Origin of the sequence: Lutimonas sp. (assembly GCF_051011215.1) — a bacterium.
Taxonomy (GTDB): domain Bacteria; phylum Bacteroidota; class Bacteroidia; order Flavobacteriales; family Flavobacteriaceae; genus Lutimonas.
Genome location: NZ_JBPCUJ010000113.1, coordinates 11982 through 33645, shown reverse-complemented (window position 1 = coordinate 33645; position 21664 = coordinate 11982). Strand labels below are relative to the sequence as shown.

General features: G+C 37.6%; 21 protein-coding genes. 4 read left to right on the top strand and 17 right to left on the bottom strand.

All coding sequences use genetic code 11. The features are described 5' to 3' along the window. Positions 1–356 precede the first annotated feature (356 nt). Positions 357–1367: a LacI family DNA-binding transcriptional regulator gene (locus ACR2MV_RS10870; protein WP_434021940.1), complete on the top strand. Its 1011-nt coding sequence runs from the start codon at positions 357–359 to the stop codon at positions 1365–1367. Between the two features lie 35 nt (positions 1368–1402). On the opposite strand, the gene corA is transcribed toward ACR2MV_RS10870, so the two are convergent. Both corA and ACR2MV_RS10860 read right to left on the bottom strand, forming a co-directional pair. Next, positions 1403–2467: a magnesium/cobalt transporter CorA gene (gene corA, locus ACR2MV_RS10865; protein WP_434021939.1), complete on the bottom strand. Its 1065-nt coding sequence runs from the start codon at positions 2465–2467 to the stop codon at positions 1403–1405. A gap of 78 nt (positions 2468–2545) precedes the next feature. Beyond that, entirely contained in the window at positions 2546–3094 is a 549-nt protein-coding gene (locus tag ACR2MV_RS10860; protein WP_434021938.1) for an outer membrane beta-barrel protein, read from the bottom strand. Positions 3095–3231: 137 nt separating this feature from the next. On the opposite strand from ACR2MV_RS10860, the gene ACR2MV_RS10855 reads away from it, so the two are divergent. Both ACR2MV_RS10855 and ACR2MV_RS10850 read left to right on the top strand, forming a co-directional pair. Next, a complete protein-coding gene (locus ACR2MV_RS10855; RefSeq protein WP_434021937.1) occupies positions 3232–3897 on the top strand; it encodes a hypothetical protein in 666 nt (221 codons plus the stop codon). Positions 3898–4020: 123 nt separating this feature from the next. Further along, the gene (locus ACR2MV_RS10850; RefSeq protein ID WP_434021936.1) at positions 4021–4674 is read left to right on the top strand and encodes a hypothetical protein; all 654 of its coding nucleotides are present in this window, start codon (positions 4021–4023) and stop codon (positions 4672–4674) included. A gap of 46 nt (positions 4675–4720) precedes the next feature. Here the strand turns inward: ACR2MV_RS10850 and ACR2MV_RS10845 are convergent, their stop codons facing one another. The 14 genes from ACR2MV_RS10845 to ACR2MV_RS10780 all read right to left on the bottom strand — a co-directional run bounded on the left by ACR2MV_RS10845 (position 4721) and on the right by ACR2MV_RS10780 (position 18634). Continuing rightward, positions 4721–5713 carry a nucleoside hydrolase gene (locus ACR2MV_RS10845; RefSeq protein WP_434021935.1) on the bottom strand — a complete coding sequence of 331 codons (993 nt, stop codon included), beginning with the start codon at positions 5711–5713 and terminating at the stop codon, positions 4721–4723. Positions 5714–5716: 3 nt separating this feature from the next. Beyond that, the gene (locus tag ACR2MV_RS10840) at positions 5717–7450 is read right to left on the bottom strand and encodes a sulfatase family protein (protein ID WP_434021934.1); all 1734 of its coding nucleotides are present in this window, start codon (positions 7448–7450) and stop codon (positions 5717–5719) included. Then, positions 7431–8114 carry an epimerase gene (locus ACR2MV_RS10835; protein ID WP_434021933.1) on the bottom strand — a complete coding sequence of 228 codons (684 nt, stop codon included), beginning with the start codon at positions 8112–8114 and terminating at the stop codon, positions 7431–7433. The genes ACR2MV_RS10840 and ACR2MV_RS10835 overlap by 20 nt, the downstream gene beginning before the upstream one ends. Positions 8115–8192: 78 nt before the next feature. Continuing rightward, positions 8193–8534 carry a cupin gene (locus ACR2MV_RS10830; protein WP_434021932.1) on the bottom strand — a complete coding sequence of 114 codons (342 nt, stop codon included), beginning with the start codon at positions 8532–8534 and terminating at the stop codon, positions 8193–8195. Between the two features lie 59 nt (positions 8535–8593). Beyond that, a complete protein-coding gene (locus ACR2MV_RS10825) occupies positions 8594–9295 on the bottom strand; it encodes a DNA alkylation repair protein (RefSeq protein ID WP_434021931.1) in 702 nt (233 codons plus the stop codon). A 90-nt stretch (positions 9296–9385) separates the two neighbouring features. Next, the gene (locus ACR2MV_RS10820; protein WP_434021930.1) at positions 9386–10360 is read right to left on the bottom strand and encodes a substrate-binding periplasmic protein; all 975 of its coding nucleotides are present in this window, start codon (positions 10358–10360) and stop codon (positions 9386–9388) included. A gap of 74 nt (positions 10361–10434) precedes the next feature. Then, complete coding sequence (locus ACR2MV_RS10815; protein ID WP_434021929.1) at positions 10435–12147, bottom strand: GMC oxidoreductase; 1713 nt, start codon at positions 12145–12147, stop codon at positions 10435–10437. Next, positions 12140–12706, bottom strand: a complete 567-nt coding sequence (locus ACR2MV_RS10810; RefSeq protein ID WP_434021928.1) for a gluconate 2-dehydrogenase subunit 3 family protein — start codon at positions 12704–12706, stop codon at positions 12140–12142. Before ACR2MV_RS10810 ends, ACR2MV_RS10815 begins: the two co-directional genes overlap by 8 nt. A gap of 147 nt (positions 12707–12853) precedes the next feature. Continuing rightward, positions 12854–14395 carry a tetratricopeptide repeat protein gene (locus ACR2MV_RS10805; protein WP_434021927.1) on the bottom strand — a complete coding sequence of 514 codons (1542 nt, stop codon included), beginning with the start codon at positions 14393–14395 and terminating at the stop codon, positions 12854–12856. A gap of 26 nt (positions 14396–14421) precedes the next feature. Beyond that, positions 14422–15609, bottom strand: a complete 1188-nt coding sequence (locus ACR2MV_RS10800) for a DUF1624 domain-containing protein (protein WP_434021926.1) — start codon at positions 15607–15609, stop codon at positions 14422–14424. Positions 15610–15781: 172 nt separating this feature from the next. Next, positions 15782–16804, bottom strand: a complete 1023-nt coding sequence (locus ACR2MV_RS10795) for a methyltransferase (RefSeq protein WP_434021925.1) — start codon at positions 16802–16804, stop codon at positions 15782–15784. 11 nt (positions 16805–16815) lie between these two features. Then, on the bottom strand, positions 16816–17313 hold the full coding sequence (locus ACR2MV_RS10790; protein WP_434021924.1) for a nuclear transport factor 2 family protein: 498 nt from the start codon (positions 17311–17313) through the stop codon (positions 16816–16818). A 19-nt stretch (positions 17314–17332) separates the two neighbouring features. Further along, positions 17333–18100, bottom strand: a complete 768-nt coding sequence (locus ACR2MV_RS10785) for a hypothetical protein (RefSeq protein ID WP_434021923.1) — start codon at positions 18098–18100, stop codon at positions 17333–17335. Between the two features lie 27 nt (positions 18101–18127). After that, entirely contained in the window at positions 18128–18634 is a 507-nt protein-coding gene (locus ACR2MV_RS10780; RefSeq protein ID WP_434021922.1) for an ester cyclase, read from the bottom strand. A gap of 262 nt (positions 18635–18896) precedes the next feature. On the opposite strand from ACR2MV_RS10780, the gene ACR2MV_RS10775 reads away from it, so the two are divergent. Next, positions 18897–20855, top strand: coding sequence for a tetratricopeptide repeat-containing sensor histidine kinase (locus ACR2MV_RS10775; protein WP_434021921.1), 1959 nt, complete (start codon positions 18897–18899; stop codon positions 20853–20855). On the opposite strand, the gene ACR2MV_RS10770 is transcribed toward ACR2MV_RS10775, so the two are convergent. Next, complete coding sequence (locus ACR2MV_RS10770) at positions 20852–21598, bottom strand: LytR/AlgR family response regulator transcription factor (protein WP_434021920.1); 747 nt, start codon at positions 21596–21598, stop codon at positions 20852–20854. The two genes, ACR2MV_RS10775 and ACR2MV_RS10770, sit on opposite strands and share 4 nt — an antisense overlap. Positions 21599–21664 lie beyond the last annotated feature (66 nt).

Sequence of the window (21664 nt, the reverse complement as noted above, 5' to 3'; positions counted from 1 at the left end):
CACGCTAGACTTAGGATCTAGTGCCTCACGGTGTGAAGGTTCGAGTCCTTTCGCCCGCACCAAGAAAAAAGCTTCAGTTTATTCTGAGGCTTTTTTGTTTTTATATTGTTTTTTGAGCAATGAAAGGCGGGCGATCCTGGCGCCATCCGGCTCGTTCGCTAAAGTTGTCAATCTCAAGGACTCATAATCAATAATAGACTTGAAATCTACCAAGGAAGCAATGGGCCGAACAAGTAATAGAAAAGTTTATGAAATGGCCAAAAAACTAGTAATGCAAATCCTATACATTAACTTTATTGGCATTTTGTAATTTTTAGTACCTTCACCCCGCAACAAAAATCATTATAAGCGAGAAAATGAAGAGCAAAAAGATTACCCTTAAAGAATTGGCCAAGATTTTAAAGGTGTCTGTTTCAACAGTTTCCAAAGCCTTAAATGATAGCTACGAGATTAGTGAAGCCACTAAAAAGAAGGTGAAGACGGCCGCAATTAAGTATAATTATTCTCCAAATTTGCTGGCTCAGGGTTTAAAAACGAAAAGAACCAAGATTCTTGGAGTAATTATTCCAGATATGAGAGCCCCTTTTTTTATTCGTGTATTAAGAGGCATAGAGAAAGAAGCAAGTCTTCAGGGATATCATATCCTAACTTGTTTTTCAAATGAGTCATTTGCCAAAGAAAAAGCCACTTTAGATATGCTGTCACAGGGGAATGTGGATGGCATTATTATGGCCTTGTGTAAAGAATCTCAGGAACAAGGAAAGTTTGAGCATGTTAATGAACTTATTTCAAAGGGTATTCCTGTAACGCTTTTTGATAGAATTGATGACAGAATAAATTGCGACAAAGTAGTTATTAATGATTTTGAATCGACCTATAATGCTACCAAGGTTTTAATTAATGCAGGAGCTCGAAATGTCCTTTTTATTTCTCCTATAAGCACCACCTCTATTGGAAAAGATAGGTTTCGTGGTTACGCCCATGCCTTGTCTGAAAGACCGAATCTTTCGGAACGCGTTCTTCACATTGAAGAGTATAAGGATTTTTCCAGTGATTTAGAGCAGATTTTGGAAGCCGAAAATGTAGATGCGATAATTGCTGCCAATGAACTTACAGGTATATCTGCTGTAAATATTGCCTCGAGATTAGGTAGGAAAGTACCTGAAGAAATTTCAATTATTGGCTTTACCAATGGATTATTATCTATGAACAGTAATCCTCCGTTGACAACTATTAGTCAACATGGAAAAGATATCGGGAGGGTTGCCACCTCCAAGCTTATTAAGCGAATTAATAATGAAAAACTGGAATATGCTACCACGGTTATCGAGACAACGCTGATCAAAAGAGGTACGACCCGAAACTAAAGTTTTTATGAAGGACATTGATCTCCTTCCATAAATTACAACCATTTTTTTCTTTTAAAATAATAAAGCATGAGACCTGAAATGATCAGCATGACCAAAAGCATCAGGAAATAACCATACTGCATATGTAGTTCGGGAATAAAGTCAAAATTGGTCCCATATACCCCTGCAATGAATGTTAGCGGGATAAATATTACAGAAAAAATCGTCAGAAATTTCATGATATCATTTAGTTTGCTGCTAATAATCATGTGGTAGATGTTGAGTTGATCAGATAGTAATTCACGGTAATTATCCAAGGTGTCTGCGGCCAGATTAATATTGTTCACCAATTCTTTAAAATGTAGATCATTTTTCGATTCAATAAATTCAGATTCTGTTTTAGACAAAGATAGAATCACTTCTTTGGCAGGCTTGATACCCTTTCGAATATGATTCAATTCTTTTTTGAACAAATTGATTTTTTCTATAACAGTTTTATCCGGCTTATCAATGAGTACTTCTTCAAAGGATTCAATTTTCTCACCAAATAAACTCAGTACGTATAAATAATGATCGATAACAGTGTCCAGCAACGCAAACACTAAATAATCTGTTTTTGAACTTCTCAACGTTCTTTTGTGATTCCTGATTCTGTCCCTTACAGGATCAAAGACATTACCTCTTTTTTCCTGAAATGAAACTACGACAGTTTCATTAAAAATGAGACTTAAATTTTCAACTGTGAAATGACTATTAATTTCATCGTATTGAACCAGCTTTAAAGAAATAAATATCCAATTACCATGATCCTGAATTTTAGGGCGTGCATTTGTCTCAAGAACATCAGCCAAAAGGAGCTCGCTTAAATCCAGCGTGTTGCCAATTTCTTCTATGAGATGAATATCATGAAGTCCATCGATATTGACCCAGGTAACGCTTTCGTCGCTGATGTATTTGTTTAATTGCTGGGCCGTCTTAATAGCCTTTTCATCTACTTTAGATTCGTCAAAATTTATGATCCTAAGTTGAATTTCATCCTCTTTTTTTTGACCTCTGAATAAAAGTTCCTGGGGTGAAAGCCCTATTTCATGCTTGGTTGTTTTTAAAAATCGAGTCATACTTATACAGGGATTAATATACCTGACTCAAAATAATAAATTTTCTAATATCAATTGAAAATATTCTGAAGCTTTCACTTACAAACTAAAACCATAAGCCAAATCAATACTAAAAGAAGTTTCACTGGCGCTCATATTGTATTCGTAGGAAGTGGAAATACCCAATGAACTTTTAATATTAAGTGGTATTTGATACCCAAAGAAAATAGCAGTACTCCAATCGCCATCTGTAAATTTATAGTTCCTGTCCTGATTATCAGTATCCATGAACCCTTTTCCTAAACCTGTTCCGACTGACCATCTATCGTTTATGAGGTAAGATGAAGTAACAGCAGCAGTAAAAGTATTAACAACTTTGTTTTTTGTAATATCTTTCTCCTGGTCCCACATGAAGCTTCCGGCGATTCCTATAGGGAGTTTGTTTAATCGCCAGCTATATTCACCGCTGAATCCGTAAAACCAGGCATCTCTTTGTATCACCTGTCCATAACTCCCCGAAAGGCTGATAAAATTATTTTCCTCTTCAGCTCTCGAAATATTCGCATTCATTTGTGCCGATGCCCAGAGAGGTATCAGCATCAGGGTCCATAATAGTGCGTTGAGAAAAATAGTTTGTGGTGCTGACATTAGAATTTATTCCATGTTTGATCTGGAATGCTCTAAAATAGAACTTATAGATAATATAGCGTAAATCACTTAAATAAATATTTTTCTAGTTAGACTTTGAGTATTTTTGCAAGATCAAAAATTTAAATAAAATCTTTATGAAAATTATAAAAACGGCATTATTGGTATCAATTTTTCTGTTGACCGTGAATTGCGGAACGTCTGTAAAAGTGACTGATGCCTGGCAGGCAGATGATATTGACGAAGCAAGAGAAGAACAATATTTAGTAATTGCAAGGGTTGATGATCAGGCAGGTAGACAAAGGTTTGAGCAGGAAATTGCGGAAAGATTAAGGGCTGGGGGAGTGAAAGCTGTTGAAAGTTATAGACAATACCCTTCATTGAATGTTTTACTGCAGTTAACGGAAGAAGAAATTGATCGTTGGGTCAATGGTATTCAATCCGAAGGGTTTAATGGTATCGTATTAACCGTTATCAAGGATGCCACTTCTGAAACCAGAACCAGTTCATCAGGAGTAGGAGTAGGTGTGGGATATTACCCAGATTATTACGGAGACTATGGGTATTTTGGAGATTATTTTGGGTCTGTTTATTCGCCTTATGGCTATTCAGGGGCCTATATTCCAGTTTCTCAAAGAACCTATACTTCTGAAAAATATCATTTGGAGTCTGTTGCCTATGATTTGGAAAGAGAACGGAATAAACAGTTAATAGCGGTGGTATCTGTTGAGATCACTGATCCAAAATCTGCTGCAGAAGTGGCGCCAAAATATGCGGATAAGGTATTCGCACAATTTGAATAGCACCTTTTTAGGAAGGCACTTTTTTTTTATGAAAGTCTTAAGAGGTAGCTACGACTATAAATTTGTATTTTTGTTTTAACAAGTACTTAATAATGAATCGATAAGAATTTAAAAATCTAGATGATGAAAAAAATAGTTGGATTAAGCACACTTTTAATTGTAATGTTCATGTTTGCTAGCTGCGGGCCATCGGTCTCAGTAACAGATTCCTGGAAGGCGCCGGATATTGCAGAATCGAAGTCGGATCATTTTTTGGTAATGGCTCGTGTTGATGATGTGGTTGGAAGACAACGTTTCGAACAGGAAATTGTAAAGCAATTCCAAGCCAGAGGGGTAGATGCCGTAGAGAGTTATAAAAAATTTCCGGATTTGAATTTGAACCTGAAAATGACACCGGATCAGATTGATGCCCTGGTGGACGATTTGAAGAAAGAAGGAATCAATGGAATTGTATTGACGGTGATCAAGGATATGAAAACAGAAATAAATACCACAACTACCGGAGGTTATCATGGCGGTTATTACGGTGGTTTTAATGGTTATTATGGGTCTTACTACTCTCCTTATGGTTATGGAGGATCCTATATGCCAGCTTCTTCGAGAACCTATGAGTCAGATATTTATAAGTTAGAGTCTGTAGTTTTTGATTTAGACAGACCTGGAGACCAAATGGTGGCAGTCATATCTGTTAATATTACCGATCCTAAGTCAGCATCTGAAGTAGCGCCGAAATATTCTGAAAAACTGGCGAAACAATTTGACGAGAAAAGTAAATAATGAAAAAATACTTTAAGAATAAAAATGGCTCCCTTAGGAGCCTTTTTTATTTGCTAACATCCTTCAAAGTATCGAAAAAATCGTTGAGTATTGCTTCTTTCTCAAAATTTTCCCAGAGCAGTATTTCTCTGGAATTTTGATCTGATTGAATCCATTTTTCACCTCTCATCTCAATACCAGAAAGTGTTTTAGACCCAGCCCATGAGGGGTTTTTAACAATGGCTATCGCAGCCATATCAAACAAGGATCTTGATGGAGGATGACCATAATAATCAATATGATGATAGAGGTCCATTGCATAATCTCCAAAGCGGTCAAATTCATTTCCATGTCGCCCTGCTACAGATGTAGAAACGATCGGTCCATAGCCTTTAATTTTTTCAGCGGCCTGTGCCTTGGTAATTTTAACAGCATCTGTACCGTTGGCTTTGCCATAGCGCACCGTAACTATTTCAAAAGGTATGGTATCTCTTAAAAGATAATTCATTGCAGGGATATCATTTTCAAGATTATACTCTCCTGGTTCGGGATAATTGGAGCCTAGCCATACCAAACGTATATGCTTCGAAATTTCAGGGTTCTTTTTCACAGCAAGTGCTATGTTTGTTAATTTCCCAATAGCGATGATGACTAATTTCTCTTCCTCGTTTTTCAAGGCTTCCTTAATGATAAAATCGACGGCTTCTTTTCCGTCAAAAGAGGAGGCGTTTAAAGAATTCTTGATAGTTTCAAAATCCTTGTCAGCACCTATTATCACTGGGATATTACTCTTGTCTTCACAAAGATCCAGTACCCGTTTTGCTTCCTCATAGTGCTTGTTAATATTGCCACCATTATATGTGGCATTCACAGTGATGCCTTTGATGTTAAAAACATCTTGATTGAATAGTGCATAGGCCAGGGCATGCTGATCATCAATTTCATTATTGGCATCCGTATCAATAATTATGGGTATTTTTTCTCCCTTTTGTGCGGTTGAAAAATGAATACCTCCCAGGGTAACTATGATCAATAATGTTGTTTTCAATGTGTGGTTCATGTGCTATTGATTATGAAGGCCTATGTCACTTGGCAGGTAGCCAATTCTATGGGCTATTGTTTGTAGCTTCTGACCTGAATTCAACGGTATAGGTTTCTCATAGAGCATCCAGGGAAGCTCATTGGTATTCATACTGTCATTAATTATTTTGTATCCAATGGAAGCCCCCTCTGTATCCGATTCTAGTTTCAGAGCTCCATTGGTATTCAGTGCCCTTACATTGGCGGTTTTAGGCTGAACACCATTCGGGACCATGATCGATACCAGTTCTTCTTCGGGAAGTAGTCCTGTGTCGTTTATATCTGTAACCCATTTTTCACATGCCTGCCTTAGCTCAACCAGCTTTGACTGATAGGCAGGGTTATTTGCTAAATTATTGATCTCGTGCGGATCATTTAGAATATCGAACAATTCTTCCTCAGGTTTGTTTTTTCGAAACCATAAAGCCTGATTTTCACTGAGGTCTCCCTGGTCTCTTAACCTGAGCAATTCCTGCATAATTGGCATTTGATTGCGATAGCTCACTTCAAGATACATTGGCTTGTTCGTGTTATAGTACTTGATATATTTAAACTGCTTGTCTCTAACACTACGTATCTTATCTGAAGAGGCATCAAACCTGTCGGCCGCACCAAAAACATAGGTTGGTTTCTGACTTGGCTGATAATTTCCTAAAAAGGCATTTCCCTGCATATAGGCAGGTGGTTTGATATGGGCAATCGATAAAAGAGTTGGCGCTAAATCAATAAAGCTAATCATGCTACTATCCCGATCCTTTGTTGCTATGGAATTAGGAAATCGAATAATCATGGGAACCTTAATTCCTGAATCATAAAGTAATCTTTTCTGTCTGGGAAGGGGTCCGCCATGGTCGGTATACCAAAATATGATGGTGTTCTCCAGCAAGCCATCAGCTTCTAATTCTTTTAAGATTTCACCAACCCTGGCATCCATTTCTTTTACGTTGGAGTACATCCGGCGAATATCATTTTTGGCGATATCGGTATCGGGTAAATAAGGAGGAACCGGAACTTCTAGGTCAGCTTCAACCCATAAAGAATCTTTCTGTTTGCGCCATATTTGAGATTCATGGGTGATACCAATGTTAAAGATTGAAAAAAATGGTTGATTTGATGCCCTGTTTCTCCAATGGGCTTTGCTGCTACTGTCGTCCCAGGCAGTGGGAGTTTTAATAAACTGATAATCCTCTTTACTATTGTTGGAACAATAATAGCCTGCCTTCCGCAGGTACTCGGTAAACATTTTTACTTCAGGTGGTGGCACTGCTTCGTAAGCAGTGATATTTTTCGGCATGGCATTGTTCTGATAATTTTGAAGCGCCTCTGTCGAGGGTCTACCACCAAACCAGGGTCCGGTTCTCATATGGCTCGCGCCAATACTATTTGCATACCTACCTGTAATTATAGCCGCCCTTGCAGGAGCGCAAACGGGATGTGGAGCAAAGAAATTATCATAACAGATTCCTTCGGCCGCTAACCTGCTAAGATTGGGTGTTACAATAGTTGAGTCTCTAAAAGATGGTAGGTATTCACTCATGTCTTCAGCAACGATCCATAAAATGTTTGGCCTTTCAATGGTTCCGCTACCCTCCGGTTCCTCCACTGCATCTGTTGTTGAATTATTGGTTGATTGACCACAAGAAACAAGGAAGATCGCATAACATGAGATCATCAAAAATAAACGAATCAATCCTTTTTTAAGATTTATGTTCAGCATTGGATAATTGGTTAATTTCTTTGTTTTCAAGAACGGTTTTTGGATAGTTTCCATCAAGCGTGTGTATCATGGCAAGTCCCATATTGGTAGTGTTTGTTGCCGTGGATGGAAAATGTTTAAGAATGAAGTAAATGGGTTTGAAAACATTGTATAAGGCCTGATACCAATTGGTTTTTGATTTAATTCCACGTAGCGGCTGAATATAACCTGGTCTAAACATGTATGCCTTTTTAAATTCCAGGGCAAGCAGGTCGTTTTCAGTTTTTCCTTTCACACGAGCCCACATGGATCGTCCTTTCTCAGTGCTATCAGTGCCGGTACCGCTCACATAGCAAAATATACTTCTGGCATTTTTTTCTAAAAAGTGGTTGGCGAATTTTAAAGTGAGATCGTATGTGATTCTTGAATAATTGACTTCACTTTGCCCAATAGAGGTAATTCCCAAACAAAAAAAGCAGGCATGATAACCAGTCATTTCTTCTTTGATGGAATCAAGATTAAAAAAATCTTCGATCAAAACTTCTTGGACCTTTGGATGCGTAATACCGACCGATGACCTGTTCACTAATAAGATTTTTCCGATATCAACATGATCCATGCATTCGAAAAGGACACCCTTGCCCACCATTCCCGTTGCTCCGGTGATAATTACATTATAAGGCATATGATTTGTATATATACCAAATATAAAACTATTATTTATAGCAAGGAAGCTTCGTTCTAATTACCGAAAACGAGTCTTTTAATCTTTTACAACATTTTCAACTCGTGAAATTTTGTCACTTTTGGCCAGGGATAATCTGATAATAGAATCTTCGAGGCTGGTAAGGTCGTGTGGTTTACCTCCTTCCAGCGAAATAATATCACCTTTTACTAAATGCAAACGTTGATCCTCTACTCCAAAATCGATGCTTCCCTCAAAAATCTCTACGATAATAGGGAAGGGGGTCTGGTGTTTTTTCATTGTTTGTCCGCGTTTCATGGCGATACGCAATTCTTTACTATTCTCTGTTTCCATTAAAACAGAAATATCAGGTTTAGAGTCATTATAAGAGAAATCACTAACGATTGATGCAGTTTTCATTATATCGGTCTTTAATTAAATGCAAATATTTATTTTTTTTATTGAATAAAACATGATAATTAGCATCTGGCGGCTTTTCTTTTCTTACCAATACGACCCCGGGTCTCCACTTTTTTTATATAATCAATGGCCAATGGAACTGTACAAGACGTCCCTCCCATATAAACGGTTACTTTTCCAATTTTATCTGCAATTAATTTGGCTTCGTTCGTCAATTCCGGGATAAAACTTCCTACGGCAATTACAAATCCATTCATGGTATATTTCACCCTATTTTTCTCTTTATCTATTTCTTTGGCTACCCTATGAAGAAGCGCACGGTATTTATCCACATTGAGTTCCTCGTTTACACTGGCATAATTTGACAGTGCCGACCAGCCTGCAGTGGCAATAGTTTCAACATCAGATTCAATCCACTCAAGGCCAAGATCAAATCCGAAAGGAGTTTCTGCTGCCACCCAGGGGACGGCATATTCGCTTAGATAAGACCAATAGGCCTTTTTAACCCATTGGTTTAACTGATCTCTGCTAATTTGTTTTTCATCTGCCATAAGTCCGGCAAGATACATGGCGTCAGAATTCCCTGTATCATACAAGGCAAGTGATAAGTGGTGATCCTTTTTTGTTTTTTTTAGTATTTTTTTCAAATCCCCAACTCTGACGCCAAAGAAAGGTTCTCTGGCTCCATGCCTCATAAATGTGTTCTTTGTTCTTTCATCTGCATAAGATGCCAGTTCTTCCATTACTTCTTTGAATTCCATAAGTGTCGATTTAAATGAATTGCCTTCTCAATTTAGCAAAAAAAAACCTGTCTTTAAAAAAAGACAGGTTCATTTGATTTTAGAGTAAATCTAGAAGTCTAACCTTATATACACATCGTCCTCACTGGGTGTTTTGTCTTCAACCAAATCCAACTTATAGCTTTTTGGAACATTGTCCCAATCTTCATACAGTTTCCCATCAACATAATAACGAGTCGGAGCATTTTTTTCTTTATACGAATTGTCCATCATTAGTCCATAAATATTTTGAGGCGCCTCGGTACCTGCCATATTACTGCCCAGTACCAGTTCCATGACACCATCACCGTCAACATCAGCCTTGATCCAGTTTAATTCGAGTATTCGGTTAAAGCTTTCATCTACAACCATTTTTTCAATCTCTTTATCAAACTGATCTAATATTTCCTCTGCATTTTCAACATTTTTTCCCAGTGCTAGATGCAAGGGCTTGATTAAAAGTGGTTTCTGACCTATCGCAAGGTGCTGTGTAACGTCATTTAATTGGTATTTTAACATATATTGAATTAACAAGGCGTCAACCAACATATAATCTATTTTTTCCGACAATAAATTTTCCAGGTTTTTTTGATTACTGACATCTGAAACAACAATAATGTCATTTTCTTTTCCAAAAGTTCCGTAAGCATAGTTGTCAACAACCCCAATTTTTTTTCCTTTTAATTCAGTGAAAGATTCTTGGCTAACAGTACTGCCTTTTCTTCCCACTAAAACCAATTGATTATTCAAGTAAGGCTTGGAAAAATAATATTTTTCTTTTCTTTCCTCACTAATCCAAAGTGCTGGGGAGCCATCTAGTTTTCCAGATTCAATCTCACTTAACACATTCGAAAATTCAATGATGCTCACCGAAGAAGCTATGTCAATTCGCATGAGTGCTTCATTAACGAGATCTGTTAAAATTGATTTTTCTTCTTCAACATTTGTAAATGGAGGCCAAACGTCAGCTGCCAATTTTAATTCTGTCTGTTGTGCGAACAGAGAGACATTTATAAGTAAGAACAGGTATAGTATGTGTTTTGTCATAAACTGGTTTTTCAGATTGTGTAAGAATTAACTTACAGATGGTTCATGTTAGATTTAGTTGCGTTGAATCTCATTCAGGTATCATGTTTTTTTAATTCTTTGATGGCATGGTCACATGCCCTTGCTGTAATTGCCATGTAGGTAAGCGAAGGGTTTTGGGTAGAAGTTGAGGTCATACAAGCGCCATCAGTCACATAGACATTTTTACAGCCATGCAGCTGATTCCACTTATTTAACAATGAATTTTTAGGATCCTTGCCCATTCTTGCGCCACCCATCTCGTGAATGTCAAGTCCGGGAGCCTGTTTAGAATCATACAAATGAATATTTGTAAAGCCTGCTTTTTCAAACATCTCTTTAAATTCGCTATGAAAATCTTTGATCATTTTTTCATCATTGTCATCGTAGGTCACATTGATTTTTAACAGAGGAATACCCCAGTCATCCGTTTTTTCCGGATCCAGACTTACCTGGTTGGTTTCTTTGGGAATCGTTTCACCCATCATGTGGGCAGCAGCCCGCCATACTCCGTAGCTGGGATGTAACAATCCTTCCTTTAAAGAAGTTCCAAGACCTTCGGTATTTTGAATTATTTGCCGTCTGGCGTTAAATGTGACAGCATAGCCTCTTAAGAAGTCAGTTTCTTGTTTTTTAACATTCCTGAATCTTGGTAAATAAGCATTGGTTGGTTCCCGACCTGTGGTATGCTTGTCTTCAAACCCTTCATATTCGGCAAAAACCTGGGCCCGGTAATTGTGAAAAGCAACATATTTCCCAAGTAACTTATTGTCGTTTCCTAATCCATCAGGGAAACGCTTGGATGTAGAATTTAGTAGTATCAGATTGGTATTTAAAGCACCGGCATTGACAAAAATGACCGAAGCATGGTATTCTTTTTTCTCTTTGGTTTTGGCATCGATCACCAACACCCCAGTAGCCTTCTCTTTTTCTTCATCATAAATTACGGAGGCTACCACAGAATCATGAATCATTGTTAAATTCCCGGTCTTCATGGCCCAGGGGAGGGTACTTGAGTTGCTGCTGAAATAACCTCCAAACGGACATCCGCGCTGGCAAAGATTTCTATATTGACATGTACCTCTTCCTTGTTGGGTGAAAATTTCTCGTTGTTCGGTGATATGTGCGCATCTGCCACTAATGACATGTCTTTCTTCATAGTTTTCCTCCACGGATGTCTTAAAATGCTCTTCAATACAATTCAAATCCATTCCTGGTAAAAATTCGCCGTCTGGTAATACATCCAATCCATCTTTGTTTCCTGCAATACCTACAAATTTTTCAACATGGCTGTACCATGGAGCTAAATCCTTATATCTTATCGGCCAGTCAACGGCAAAATTATCCCTGGCAGGACCTTCAAAATCATAGTCACTGAATCGTTGGGTCTGTCTGGCCCATAACAAAGACTTACCACCTGTTTGGTATCCTTTGATCCAGTCAAACGGCTTGTCCTGAACATAGGGATGTTCTTTATCTTTTGATACAAAGTGTGCGGCGTCTTCTCTAAAAACATAGCACTTGCTTGCGATAGGATTTTCCTTTTTTATGTCTTCCGGAATATTTCCTCGGTGCTTGAACTCCCATGGGTTCATGTTAGTTGTCGGGTAATTTACATTGTGTTTAACTTCCGGACCTCTTTCGATGACCAGGGTTTTAAACCCATTTTCAGTGAATTCTTTCGCTGCCCAGCCACCGCTCATTCCTGATCCAATGACAATTACATCATAGCTTTCTGAAGCCTCCGTCTCAGTTGAGAAATTATCCATTTACATTTATTCTTTTACTGTTATCAATAGTTTCACAAGATCCATACTTGCCTGGAACAAGGGTGTATGGCATCACTTCTTTCATGATATATTCAGATTGCATATATCCATAGGAAGTCAGGTTTTTAGTAATGTTCACAAATAAATTCAATGCCTTATCAGAATCGGTCGCTTCGTTTAAATCTATGGCCAGTATTCCGATCAATACTTCTTCACGTTCATTTTGATTGAGTGCAGAAAATGAGTTGTTTGATACTTGTTTTGTATAGTTTTCAAACAGTTTCATTCCCATTAAATATTGTTCCTGATCTTCATCTTTTAAGCAATCATCCACCATGATCCAAACAAAATTATCTATGTCCAATGACCTGGCACCAGGAATGTCACCTTCGGGTATTATTGTATCGACGAGTACTTTCATCAAAGATTGCTCTGAAGGCAGGATGTCTAATTTGTTGAGGGTCAGCTTTGCATTTTCTTTTGAGAAATCGCAAGAAGGAAGTAGTACCATTCCTCCTGTGAGGATTCCTAAATTTCTCAAGGCAATTCTTCTATTCATACATCATAATCTAGCTATGTCGCATCCCGCCCTCCTCTCAAAGAAAGTTGTTGAAAATAGGAATAAGGTGGCAACACTTGTGGTTTTGGGTAAATATATAAAAATTTATCTTTCCAGTGAATGTTGGCAACCTGTGAAAAATCTTCCTTAATTAACAGTCATAGCCAATTCAGATAATTTGTTTTCGCAGATCTGAAGCCCTTTTTCGGATTTACTTCGCTTGGGTGTTTTGTCAAGTGTTTTTTTATATTGTTTTGCGGCTTCTTCGGTTCTTCCGTGGGCCAGCAGCCAGTCTGCATAAAGTTCTGTTGTTGGTTTTTGAACCACCGGAGGTCCAAAACTAAAACTAAGGTTCTCCTCAAGCTCAATGGATTTTTTTAAGAACGACTCTGTTTCTTTCGGGTTGTTTTCCAACCATCCATTCATGGCCATTAATTGATACATCATTATTTCGGTTCTGACCAGCATGGAAGGAGATGTATTGTAGCGACTTGCTCCAGAGCAAAAAGGCGCATCATCATAGCTGACGAGATACGATTCTTTATCGTGATCTTTTTTAATAGCATTGATGGCAGCAACAAGCCCTTCTTTATCATTTTTTTGATAGGCCTTCATTCCGTTGATAAACCTGTATTTAGAGCGAGTAACAACATTTAGATCTTCAATGTCGACTTCAATAGCACTCACGTCGCTGTTCCAATCGTTACTCTCAACAAGATAGGTTCCTTTGAGATACACCATATGTGTTTTTGAATATTGATTTGGAGCTGCCGTCATAAAACCTTCCATATCAAAAACCATTTTCTCTGCCTCTTCAAACCTTCCTTGTTGAAGATATCCGTATTCGAGCCAGTGAAAGGCATGATAGCCCCTGCCATGTGGGGCAAGGTTTTTCGCATTCATTCGATTGATACTGGCCTGAAATGAATTCTCATTACTGCTCACTACCTGATCCCACATGCCCAAGGCCATATAAATGTGAGACGGCATGTGCAGGGCATGTCCTGCATCAGGTGCTACAATGGCATAAGAATCTGCGGCAGCAAGCGCCAGTTCTGCATGTCCGGGATCGTCATAAGAATGAATTACATAGTGAAGCGCACCGGGATGTTTTGGGTTTTTGTCAAGTATTCCTTGCGCAATTTTTGCACCCTGGCCATAAATGACTTCATCTCTTCCGTCTTCAACAGAGCCTAATAATGAAAGGGCATAGAATGCTGCTACTTCGTGATTGTCAGGGTATTTGTTATACAAGGAAGCCATTTTTTTAGCATAGTTCTCATCCCTTTGGACTTTAACAGTATCGGATCTGTATAGAACCGTAATCGCGCTGATCAGATCCTTTTCTAATTCAGAAACGTCGGTGTTATTTTGATGTTCCTTAAGTTTTTCAAGTGCCCGGATTCCTTGATCATAATCCTGTTCGGTCCATAAACTATGATTATAGGTCATAGCTTCGCCCCAATAAGCCATCAGGAGTTTTGGATCTTCTTCTTGAGCCTTTAAAAAGGATTCTCGTGAATCTTCGTATTCAAAACTGTGCAATAATAAAAGCCCTTTTTCAAAATGCGGAATAGCTTTTTCATTTCCACTGATATCTATATTGACAATTCCCAGGTAACTATCCTTGGGTTTTTGGTCTTTGCAGGCAAATAATAGGATTAGGATTAGAAAACTTAGATTTTTCATGATCAATATTTTAGATTTGATTTATTTTAAAGATAGCTTAACCACCATTTTTTGGGGTTATTCAGTTTATAGGCCATGTATTTTTTGCACAAGGGATATAAAAATACAACAACCAGGATCCAAACAAGATATACCACACCCAGAGAGTAGCCATTTTCGGCCATTTTGTTCGTTGTAAATGATTCAGGGCCGAATATCATCAAGCTCCAATCTTTGCCTAATAAAAATAAGGTGATCAGCGCAGCAGCATGAATAATGAAAATATGCAGGACATAATAGAAAAACGGAACCCTTCCAAAAACAAGCAATACATCAGTGAATTTTGATTGAACATCCTCGAGAAGATAAAGTACCAGAAAAGTTGGTCCGATCGTAATCAATAAAAATAATAATGATGGTGGGTATTTTGATACGTTCATAAAAGACAGAAAAGTAAATAGGTCATTTTTTTGAGGGGTCCAGGGGACCATATCTCCATAGATGTTTAAGAATCGGATAAGCAGAAAGAGAGTAATGGAGCTGATTCCAAGTATGAGTAAAAAGGTTTTTCTTCTTTGCTGATCGCTACCTTTCCGGTATAAAAAGCCGAAGCAATAGCCAAGAGCCATTACTGCAATCCATGGCAACACCGGATAATAGAAAGCCACCATGCGTTGATTTTCCAAGGGTAAGAACTTAGCCTGGTGAAAAATATACCACAAAATCGCACCAAAACTTTTACCTTCAAATACGATGTTATCCAACATGTTATGACCGAAAACAATGACAAGTGACAAGACGATAATAATGTTGTAAGGCAAGTATATGATAACAGCCAAAAACAGCATACATACACCAATGGCCCAGATCACCTGTAAGTTGATAAAACTATAACTTGGATCAAACCACCAAAGAAAATTCATAAGAACAATTTCAACAATAATTAACCATAAACCTCTGGTAAAAAGGAATTTAGACAATTCTTTTTTGGACTTGTTCTGACCGTAAAGACTTGCGGAAGTTCCCGTTAGAAAGATAAAAACGGGCGCACAGAAATGAGTTACAAAACGTGTCATAAAGAGAAATGGGGTAGTGGTCTCCAAATCAGTCGGATCGGAAACCAGCGCACCGTAATGGAAGTAATCTCGTACATGATCCAAGGCCATAATGACCATTACAAGCCCTCTTAAAATATCGATAGAAGAAATACGCTTCGACTTGATTTGAACTGACATGCTGTTATGATTTGCTGTTTACCATGTTTTTAAAGATAACTAAATCCAAAAAAATGGTAAGACACGTATGATGAAACCTTTCCCCTGTTGATAATTTTCAACATACGTGTACTTACCGGTTTGATATTCCAATCTATCTAATTGATTGGTAATTTTGGTTGACTGCGTATTCTTATTTGATGGCTATAACAGCACTTGTTGGTCCTGTTAGCGGCATTAATTTTACAGATTTGAATCCAATTTCTTTCGCCCATGATTCGATATCCGAAAAGCTGTAATCGAATCCCTCATCTGTTTCTATCAGCATATTTAAAGACATCATGAGGCCAAAAGCATTTTTATTTCTTTCATTGTCGATGACATTTTCTATAACGGCCAAGGTGCCATTTTCGGGCAAGGCATCAAATGCTTTTTTAAGTAACATTTTTTTATCCTTCAAACCCCAGTCATGTAAAACATTGCACATGGTTATTAGTTCGGCATTGGGCAGATCGTCGGTAAAAAAATCTCCCGCAACCGCCTTTGCCCGGCCGTTGAGACCTAGTTGTTTAAAATTGTTGTTGGCAATTGATTCTACCTGGGGCAGGTCAAATGATAAGCAATTCATATGTTCGTTATTTTTAGCCACATGCACGCATAAATTCCCTCCAGCCCCACCGATATCACAAAGTGTTTTGATATTGGAAAAGTTAAAATTTCGGGCAAAGCAATCAAAATTACCGGCTTGTACTCCTCCCATGGCATGTAGAAATTCTGCCAGTGTTTCAGGATTTGCATAAATGGCATCAAACATCGAATCACCACCTGCCTTGCTTTCGTTTTGAGGCTCTCCGGTTTTCAGGGCTTCTTCAAGGTTATTCCAAAAAGGGTAGAGCCTGTTGTTTGACATTTCCAGTATTCCCCCGATATAGGTGAGTTTATTTTTATCCAAAAAGAAATCTACGTCTTCCGCGTTGGAATAGGTGGCATTTTCTTTGATGCCATTGCGATTTAAAAATTGCAGTGCTACAAGCGTGTCGAGAAAATCATACACTGATCTGTCATGCAGCCCCAAAGATTCTTGAATTTCTTTTGCAGATTTCTCGCCCTTTGCAAGCAGCGTGAATAGATTCATGTTTACTGCTGTCAATAGGGTTTTGGAAGCCCAAAACCCCATGCCAATTTGCATAATTTTTGAAGGATCAATTTGATTCATTTTTTATAGATTTAGTTAGTGTTTTGTTCAATCATACTCAATTCTCTATTGAGTTCATGCGTGTCCCAAAACCCCCATTCTTCGATTATTTTACCATCAACAAATTGAATTGTAAGATGAACAGGGATTTCAATGACTTTGTTGTTGGCTTTCAGAGTGCCTCGCCATAAGGCCCATGAATTAACCCAGATCTTGCCGTTGTCATCAATAATTCTTTCCATGCTTAATTCTTCTCTTTCAAAACTATAGGAAGATAGTTTTGAAATGAGTTCTTTATGCTTTTCTCTTGTAACTTCCGGACTGGACCAAACATGCCATGTGTTCTGATAAATCTGGGCAGAATCTGCATACTGATCCAGCCATTGATCCCAATCGCCTTTTTCATAATGTTCAATGCCTTTTTTTAACAGGTCAATTTCAGTACAATTTCGCGTGTACCTCGTTTCTTTTAAATTGTCACAAGACAATGTCAATATTAAAACCAAGGCTGATAATAATATGTTTTTCATATCTGAGATGTGCTTAAGATTATTTTGCAGGAATGTAGCCAAGGTCTTCTCTCATCCATCCTCTTTTCTCATCTGTTTTCCAGGTATGTTTACTGAGCTCACTTAAAAGTGGTTCAAAATCATCCTTCATAGCATTCCAGTTGTCATCACCTGTTTTGGCACTTGCCAAATTGTTTTCAGCGGCGATGGCTACCATATAATAAGTTCCCATTACTCCAAACCCGGTTTTATATACGCGGTAATGAAGTTTCGAATTGTTCTTCTCAAACGCCGCCTTCATTTTTTTCATGGTCTCCACAAACCCCTTATCATTTTCGGGAGTGACATAATTATAATACAGGGTTCTGTAATTTTGCCCTTCAACTGTTTGAGAAACGCCACCTGGCATATAAGACAGTTTTTTATTGAGATAAACAACATAATCACCGTGTTCCTCATAGGTGTTGTTAAAACGCTCAAACAGTGCATTCATCTTATCTTTCCCCATTTTTTCTGCAAGACTAGCAAAGCCATCCTGATCCAGTTCTGCGAAATTTTTCATCGGGGTGACATATAGGTAAGAATAATCATTCAAAGCCATTGTGAGCCATTGGGTTTCTTGCACATTATGTTCTTTACAAGCAGCGACAAGATCTTTTGCAATTTGCTCATATTCTTCTGTCATACCCGGTTTGACACGATCTTCATGAATCCAGTATGCTTGATAATCATCAGTTTCCTGAGCAAAAGAAATGAATGGCATAAGTGTCAGTGTAAAAACAAGTAGGGAAAGTTTTAAAAGTTTCATGGTTATATAGTTTTAGTTAATGTTCCTTTATTCTGGTCTTTGTAGTGTATGTCCGAGCTGTTGCAACAAGGATAATTCTGTATAAAATACATTCTGTTTAACAATTTTATTATCGTCATTAAAATCTAACCTGGTTATACCGTTGATCTGTACTTGTTTACCAGTTGCAGGATTGTCGCCGAATACACCGGTATTTGTTCCAGTCATATTCCAGGTCATAAATAATTGATCATCTATGGGGGTGATTTGCTCTACTGTAAAGTGTAAATCGGGGAAAGCGATAAAGTAAATATTGAAAATGGCTGTCATTTCATGAAGGTTGCTGGCTGCCTCAATGCTGTTTACATTTCTGCTGAAGGTATCGGCAAAAAAGGATTCTAAACTAGTCAGATCTTTGTTGTTCCATACATTGTCAACAAAGCTCAAACATGTTTTTAGATTCTTTCGTTCTTTCTCTGCTGCGCTTTCTGATTGATTACACGACAGTAAGAATAAGAATATCATTAAGAAGATGATTCTATTATATTGAGACATTAAACTGTTTTACAGGTATTCAATTGATCTTTAGATTATCTAATGTAATTCTGTTTGAGGCATAAAGTCAAATCAAATAGGACAGACACTAGTTATTCTTATCCGAAAGCCCCTTTTTATTTATCAAAAGAATTTGCATTTTAATTCGTAACTTTCTACAGGCAACTTTTAAATGCGTTGCTTTAAACCGGTTAAATTCACTTTTCATCGTTGACGGTTCAGCAGAATATGGATGTAATTGGGTAGTATACTTCTTATGAAAATGCAGTCTTTTAAAAATCTTTTACTACTGATAGGATTGGTTTTCGTTACCAACGTTCTTAGAAGCCAGAAATTGATAGATAATGATCGGGCCATACCTTATCAGCGGGTTTTTATTGAAACAGATGATTTTGATAGCGGTTATCTGGATGAGTTAGAGGCTAAATATAAAACCATAAAGATCGATTCCTTTAGATATGCAGCACTCAATGACCTGGCCTATTACATGCATACAAGAGACTTGAAGCGATCTCTGGAATTAACGAGAGAAGGTCTTGAGTTGGTAAGAGCTGATGGCAATGAATTATGGGAAGGGCGGTTTCAGATTACAGAAGGAGCTATACTGCTGCGCATGGAGAAATTGGACACTGCACGTCAAATTTTATTGGATGCTGAGCCAAAAGTTAAAAAACAAGACCTGCCTTTGCTCTATACCCAGCTTGGATATATTTATGAAAGAGAAGGAAATATATTAATGGCGGCTGATTTTGCTTTTAAGTGTAAAAATATTGGTACCGACCTGAATGATAATAAGGCCATTGCTCAGGCTTATAGTGATCTTAGTAATTTGTATTGGAAGTTTTCGGATTTTGAAAAAGGTCTTGAACTGTCTTTGACCTCAGTGAGTTATTTTGAAGAACGCAACTTAAAGGATATGGATTATGACTTTGTTCTTTATGTGGTTGGAAATAACCTTATGAATCTGCAAAAATATGAAGAAGCCTTGTTCTATTTTAAGCGGGCCATTGATATGGGCGAACAATACGGGTTTTACAATAACCTGAGCGACATATATATATCACTGGTTGATTTATATACAGAGTTGAATCAATTTGAATTAGCGGAAAATGCGGGAGAACAGGCGGTGAAGTATGCGAATCTGATTGATAATGATTTTTTGCTGATGCGTTCCTGGTCATCCATAGGCAGGTTAAAATTGTTTCAGGGTAAATACCAGGAATCAATAGAGCTTTTAAACCTTTCCAAGGAAGTTGCCACCCCAGAGTTTGGAGATAAGTTCTTCCTGAGCCAATTGTATCGAAGACTGGGACGGGCGTATCATGAAAGTCATAATTATCAAAATTCGATCAATGCTTTTGAAGTATATGATTCTTTAAAAAAAGAGGTATTAAATGATCATGCAAAAAAGAGGATGTCATTATTAAAATACGAGTTTGATTTAGAAGATAAAGAAAGCATGATCCTAGGGATGGAAGAAAGGATTAAGAAGCAAAGATCGACTCAATCTTTGATTATTATTATCGCTGGACTGCTTCTCATACTTTTATTGGTCTTATATGTAACCTATCAGAACAACAAAAAGAAAAATATCTTACTCGAGAATCAAAATGAGGAAAAGGAGTTTCTTCTGAAAGAGATACATCATAGGGTAAAGAATAATCTAGGAATAGTATCAAGTCTCTTAGAGTTACAGGCTGATAAGATTAAAGATCAAAAAATAATTTCTGCAATAGAAGAAAGCAGGAACAGGGTGTATTCCATGAGCATGATACATCAAAAGTTGTATCAGGGCACGAATCTTTCAAGCATAGGAATGAAGGAGTATTTAATAGATTTAAGCAGGCATATCCTTGATTCATATGGCTCAGATGACAGGGTCGAATACACCTATGAATTAGAAGAAATGAATCTGGATGTCGATGCTGCGATTCCGATAGGACTTATTGTCAATGAGTTGCTTACAAATTCCCTGAAGCATGCTTTTCCGGAAGACAGAAAAGGAGTGATTCATATTACCTGCAGGCATTTGAACAAAGATAGAATTTTGTTAGAAGTGGCAGATAATGGTATTGGTTTGATTGAATTCGATAAGGAAGACGATGAAGGTAGCGGATTTGGAACCCAGTTAATAGATTTATTAATTCATCAGTTAGATGGGTCGATCATGACAATGAGTGGAGAAGGGACTAAGATCAGAATGGAATTTGATATTGACTAAAAAGTTTGAAGCCTGTCTAAAAGTTCTCTTCTCAACGTTTTGCTTAAAGGAATTGCTTTTTTACCAATTACCACATGTGTACCTGCAACTTCATCCACATGAGATAAGTTTATAATAAATGATCGGTGTATTCGTAAAAAATGTTCTCGGGGTAGCCGATCATTGATTTCCTTCAGTGTCATCACAAGTAGGCACTCTTTCTTTTTGGAATAAATTTTACAATAATTTCTGTCAGCTTCAAAATAATAGATATCCTTGATAAGGATTTTTATCATTTTTTCATTACGTCTTACATAAATGCTATCGCTCTGAACAAAAGGAGAAATGCATGTTTCATCCTCTTCTTGTTTTTTATCAGCACCATTTCTATGCAGTCTTTCCATCGTAAGGTCAATGGCATGTTGAAGATCAAGTTTTTTGAAAGGTTTTGAAATAAAAGCATAAGGGTTGGTTGATTTTGCCCTTTCAAAATTTTCTTCGTCTGCATTCGCCGTTAAATAGATGATCGGCATGTTGGTTTCACGATGCATTTGAGTAACGGTCTCGATTCCGTCAAGAGCTCCTTTTAGTTGTATGTCCATTAATACAATATCGGGACGACTCTGTTTGACATGCGTCAGTGCTTCTTCACCTCTGGAGACGATGCCGGTTACCTCATATCCTAATTTGGATAATTGCAAGGAAATATTTGCTCCAATGATCATCTCATCTTCTACTATCAAAATTTTTGCAGGGGACTTCATATTGATTAGTTGTTTAATTGGAATGGAATGTGGTTCTTTATCGGTGTTTTCTGAATTTTTAAATTA

Coding starts and splice junctions, on each gene's coding strand:
- ACR2MV_RS10855 (WP_434021937.1), top strand. CDS start 3,232: ATGAAAATTATAAAAACGGCATTATTGGTATCAATTTTTCTGTTGACC.
- ACR2MV_RS10810 (WP_434021928.1), bottom strand. CDS start 12,706: ATGAATAGAAGAATTGCCTTGAGAAATTTAGGAATCCTCACAGGAGGA.
- ACR2MV_RS10815 (WP_434021929.1), bottom strand. CDS start 12,147: ATGGATAATTTCTCAACTGAGACGGAGGCTTCAGAAAGCTATGATGTA.
- ACR2MV_RS10790 (WP_434021924.1), bottom strand. CDS start 17,313: ATGAAAAACATATTATTATCAGCCTTGGTTTTAATATTGACATTGTCT.
- ACR2MV_RS10770 (WP_434021920.1), bottom strand. CDS start 21,598: ATGAAGTCCCCTGCAAAAATTTTGATAGTAGAAGATGAGATGATCATT.
- ACR2MV_RS10780 (WP_434021922.1), bottom strand. CDS start 18,634: ATGTCTCAATATAATAGAATCATCTTCTTAATGATATTCTTATTCTTA.
- ACR2MV_RS10870 (WP_434021940.1), top strand. CDS start 357: ATGAAGAGCAAAAAGATTACCCTTAAAGAATTGGCCAAGATTTTAAAG.
- ACR2MV_RS10805 (WP_434021927.1), bottom strand. CDS start 14,395: ATGAAAAATCTAAGTTTTCTAATCCTAATCCTATTATTTGCCTGCAAA.
- ACR2MV_RS10825 (WP_434021931.1), bottom strand. CDS start 9,295: ATGGAATTCAAAGAAGTAATGGAAGAACTGGCATCTTATGCAGATGAA.
- corA (WP_434021939.1), bottom strand. CDS start 2,467: ATGACTCGATTTTTAAAAACAACCAAGCATGAAATAGGGCTTTCACCC.
- ACR2MV_RS10800 (WP_434021926.1), bottom strand. CDS start 15,609: ATGTCAGTTCAAATCAAGTCGAAGCGTATTTCTTCTATCGATATTTTA.
- ACR2MV_RS10775 (WP_434021921.1), top strand. CDS start 18,897: ATGCAGTCTTTTAAAAATCTTTTACTACTGATAGGATTGGTTTTCGTT.
- ACR2MV_RS10820 (WP_434021930.1), bottom strand. CDS start 10,360: ATGACAAAACACATACTATACCTGTTCTTACTTATAAATGTCTCTCTG.
- ACR2MV_RS10795 (WP_434021925.1), bottom strand. CDS start 16,804: ATGAATCAAATTGATCCTTCAAAAATTATGCAAATTGGCATGGGGTTT.
- ACR2MV_RS10785 (WP_434021923.1), bottom strand. CDS start 18,100: ATGAAACTTTTAAAACTTTCCCTACTTGTTTTTACACTGACACTTATG.
- ACR2MV_RS10850 (WP_434021936.1), top strand. CDS start 4,021: ATGAAAAAAATAGTTGGATTAAGCACACTTTTAATTGTAATGTTCATG.
- ACR2MV_RS10860 (WP_434021938.1), bottom strand. CDS start 3,094: ATGTCAGCACCACAAACTATTTTTCTCAACGCACTATTATGGACCCTG.
- ACR2MV_RS10845 (WP_434021935.1), bottom strand. CDS start 5,713: ATGAACCACACATTGAAAACAACATTATTGATCATAGTTACCCTGGGA.
- ACR2MV_RS10830 (WP_434021932.1), bottom strand. CDS start 8,534: ATGAAAACTGCATCAATCGTTAGTGATTTCTCTTATAATGACTCTAAA.
- ACR2MV_RS10835 (WP_434021933.1), bottom strand. CDS start 8,114: ATGCCTTATAATGTAATTATCACCGGAGCAACGGGAATGGTGGGCAAG.
- ACR2MV_RS10840 (WP_434021934.1), bottom strand. CDS start 7,450: ATGCTGAACATAAATCTTAAAAAAGGATTGATTCGTTTATTTTTGATG.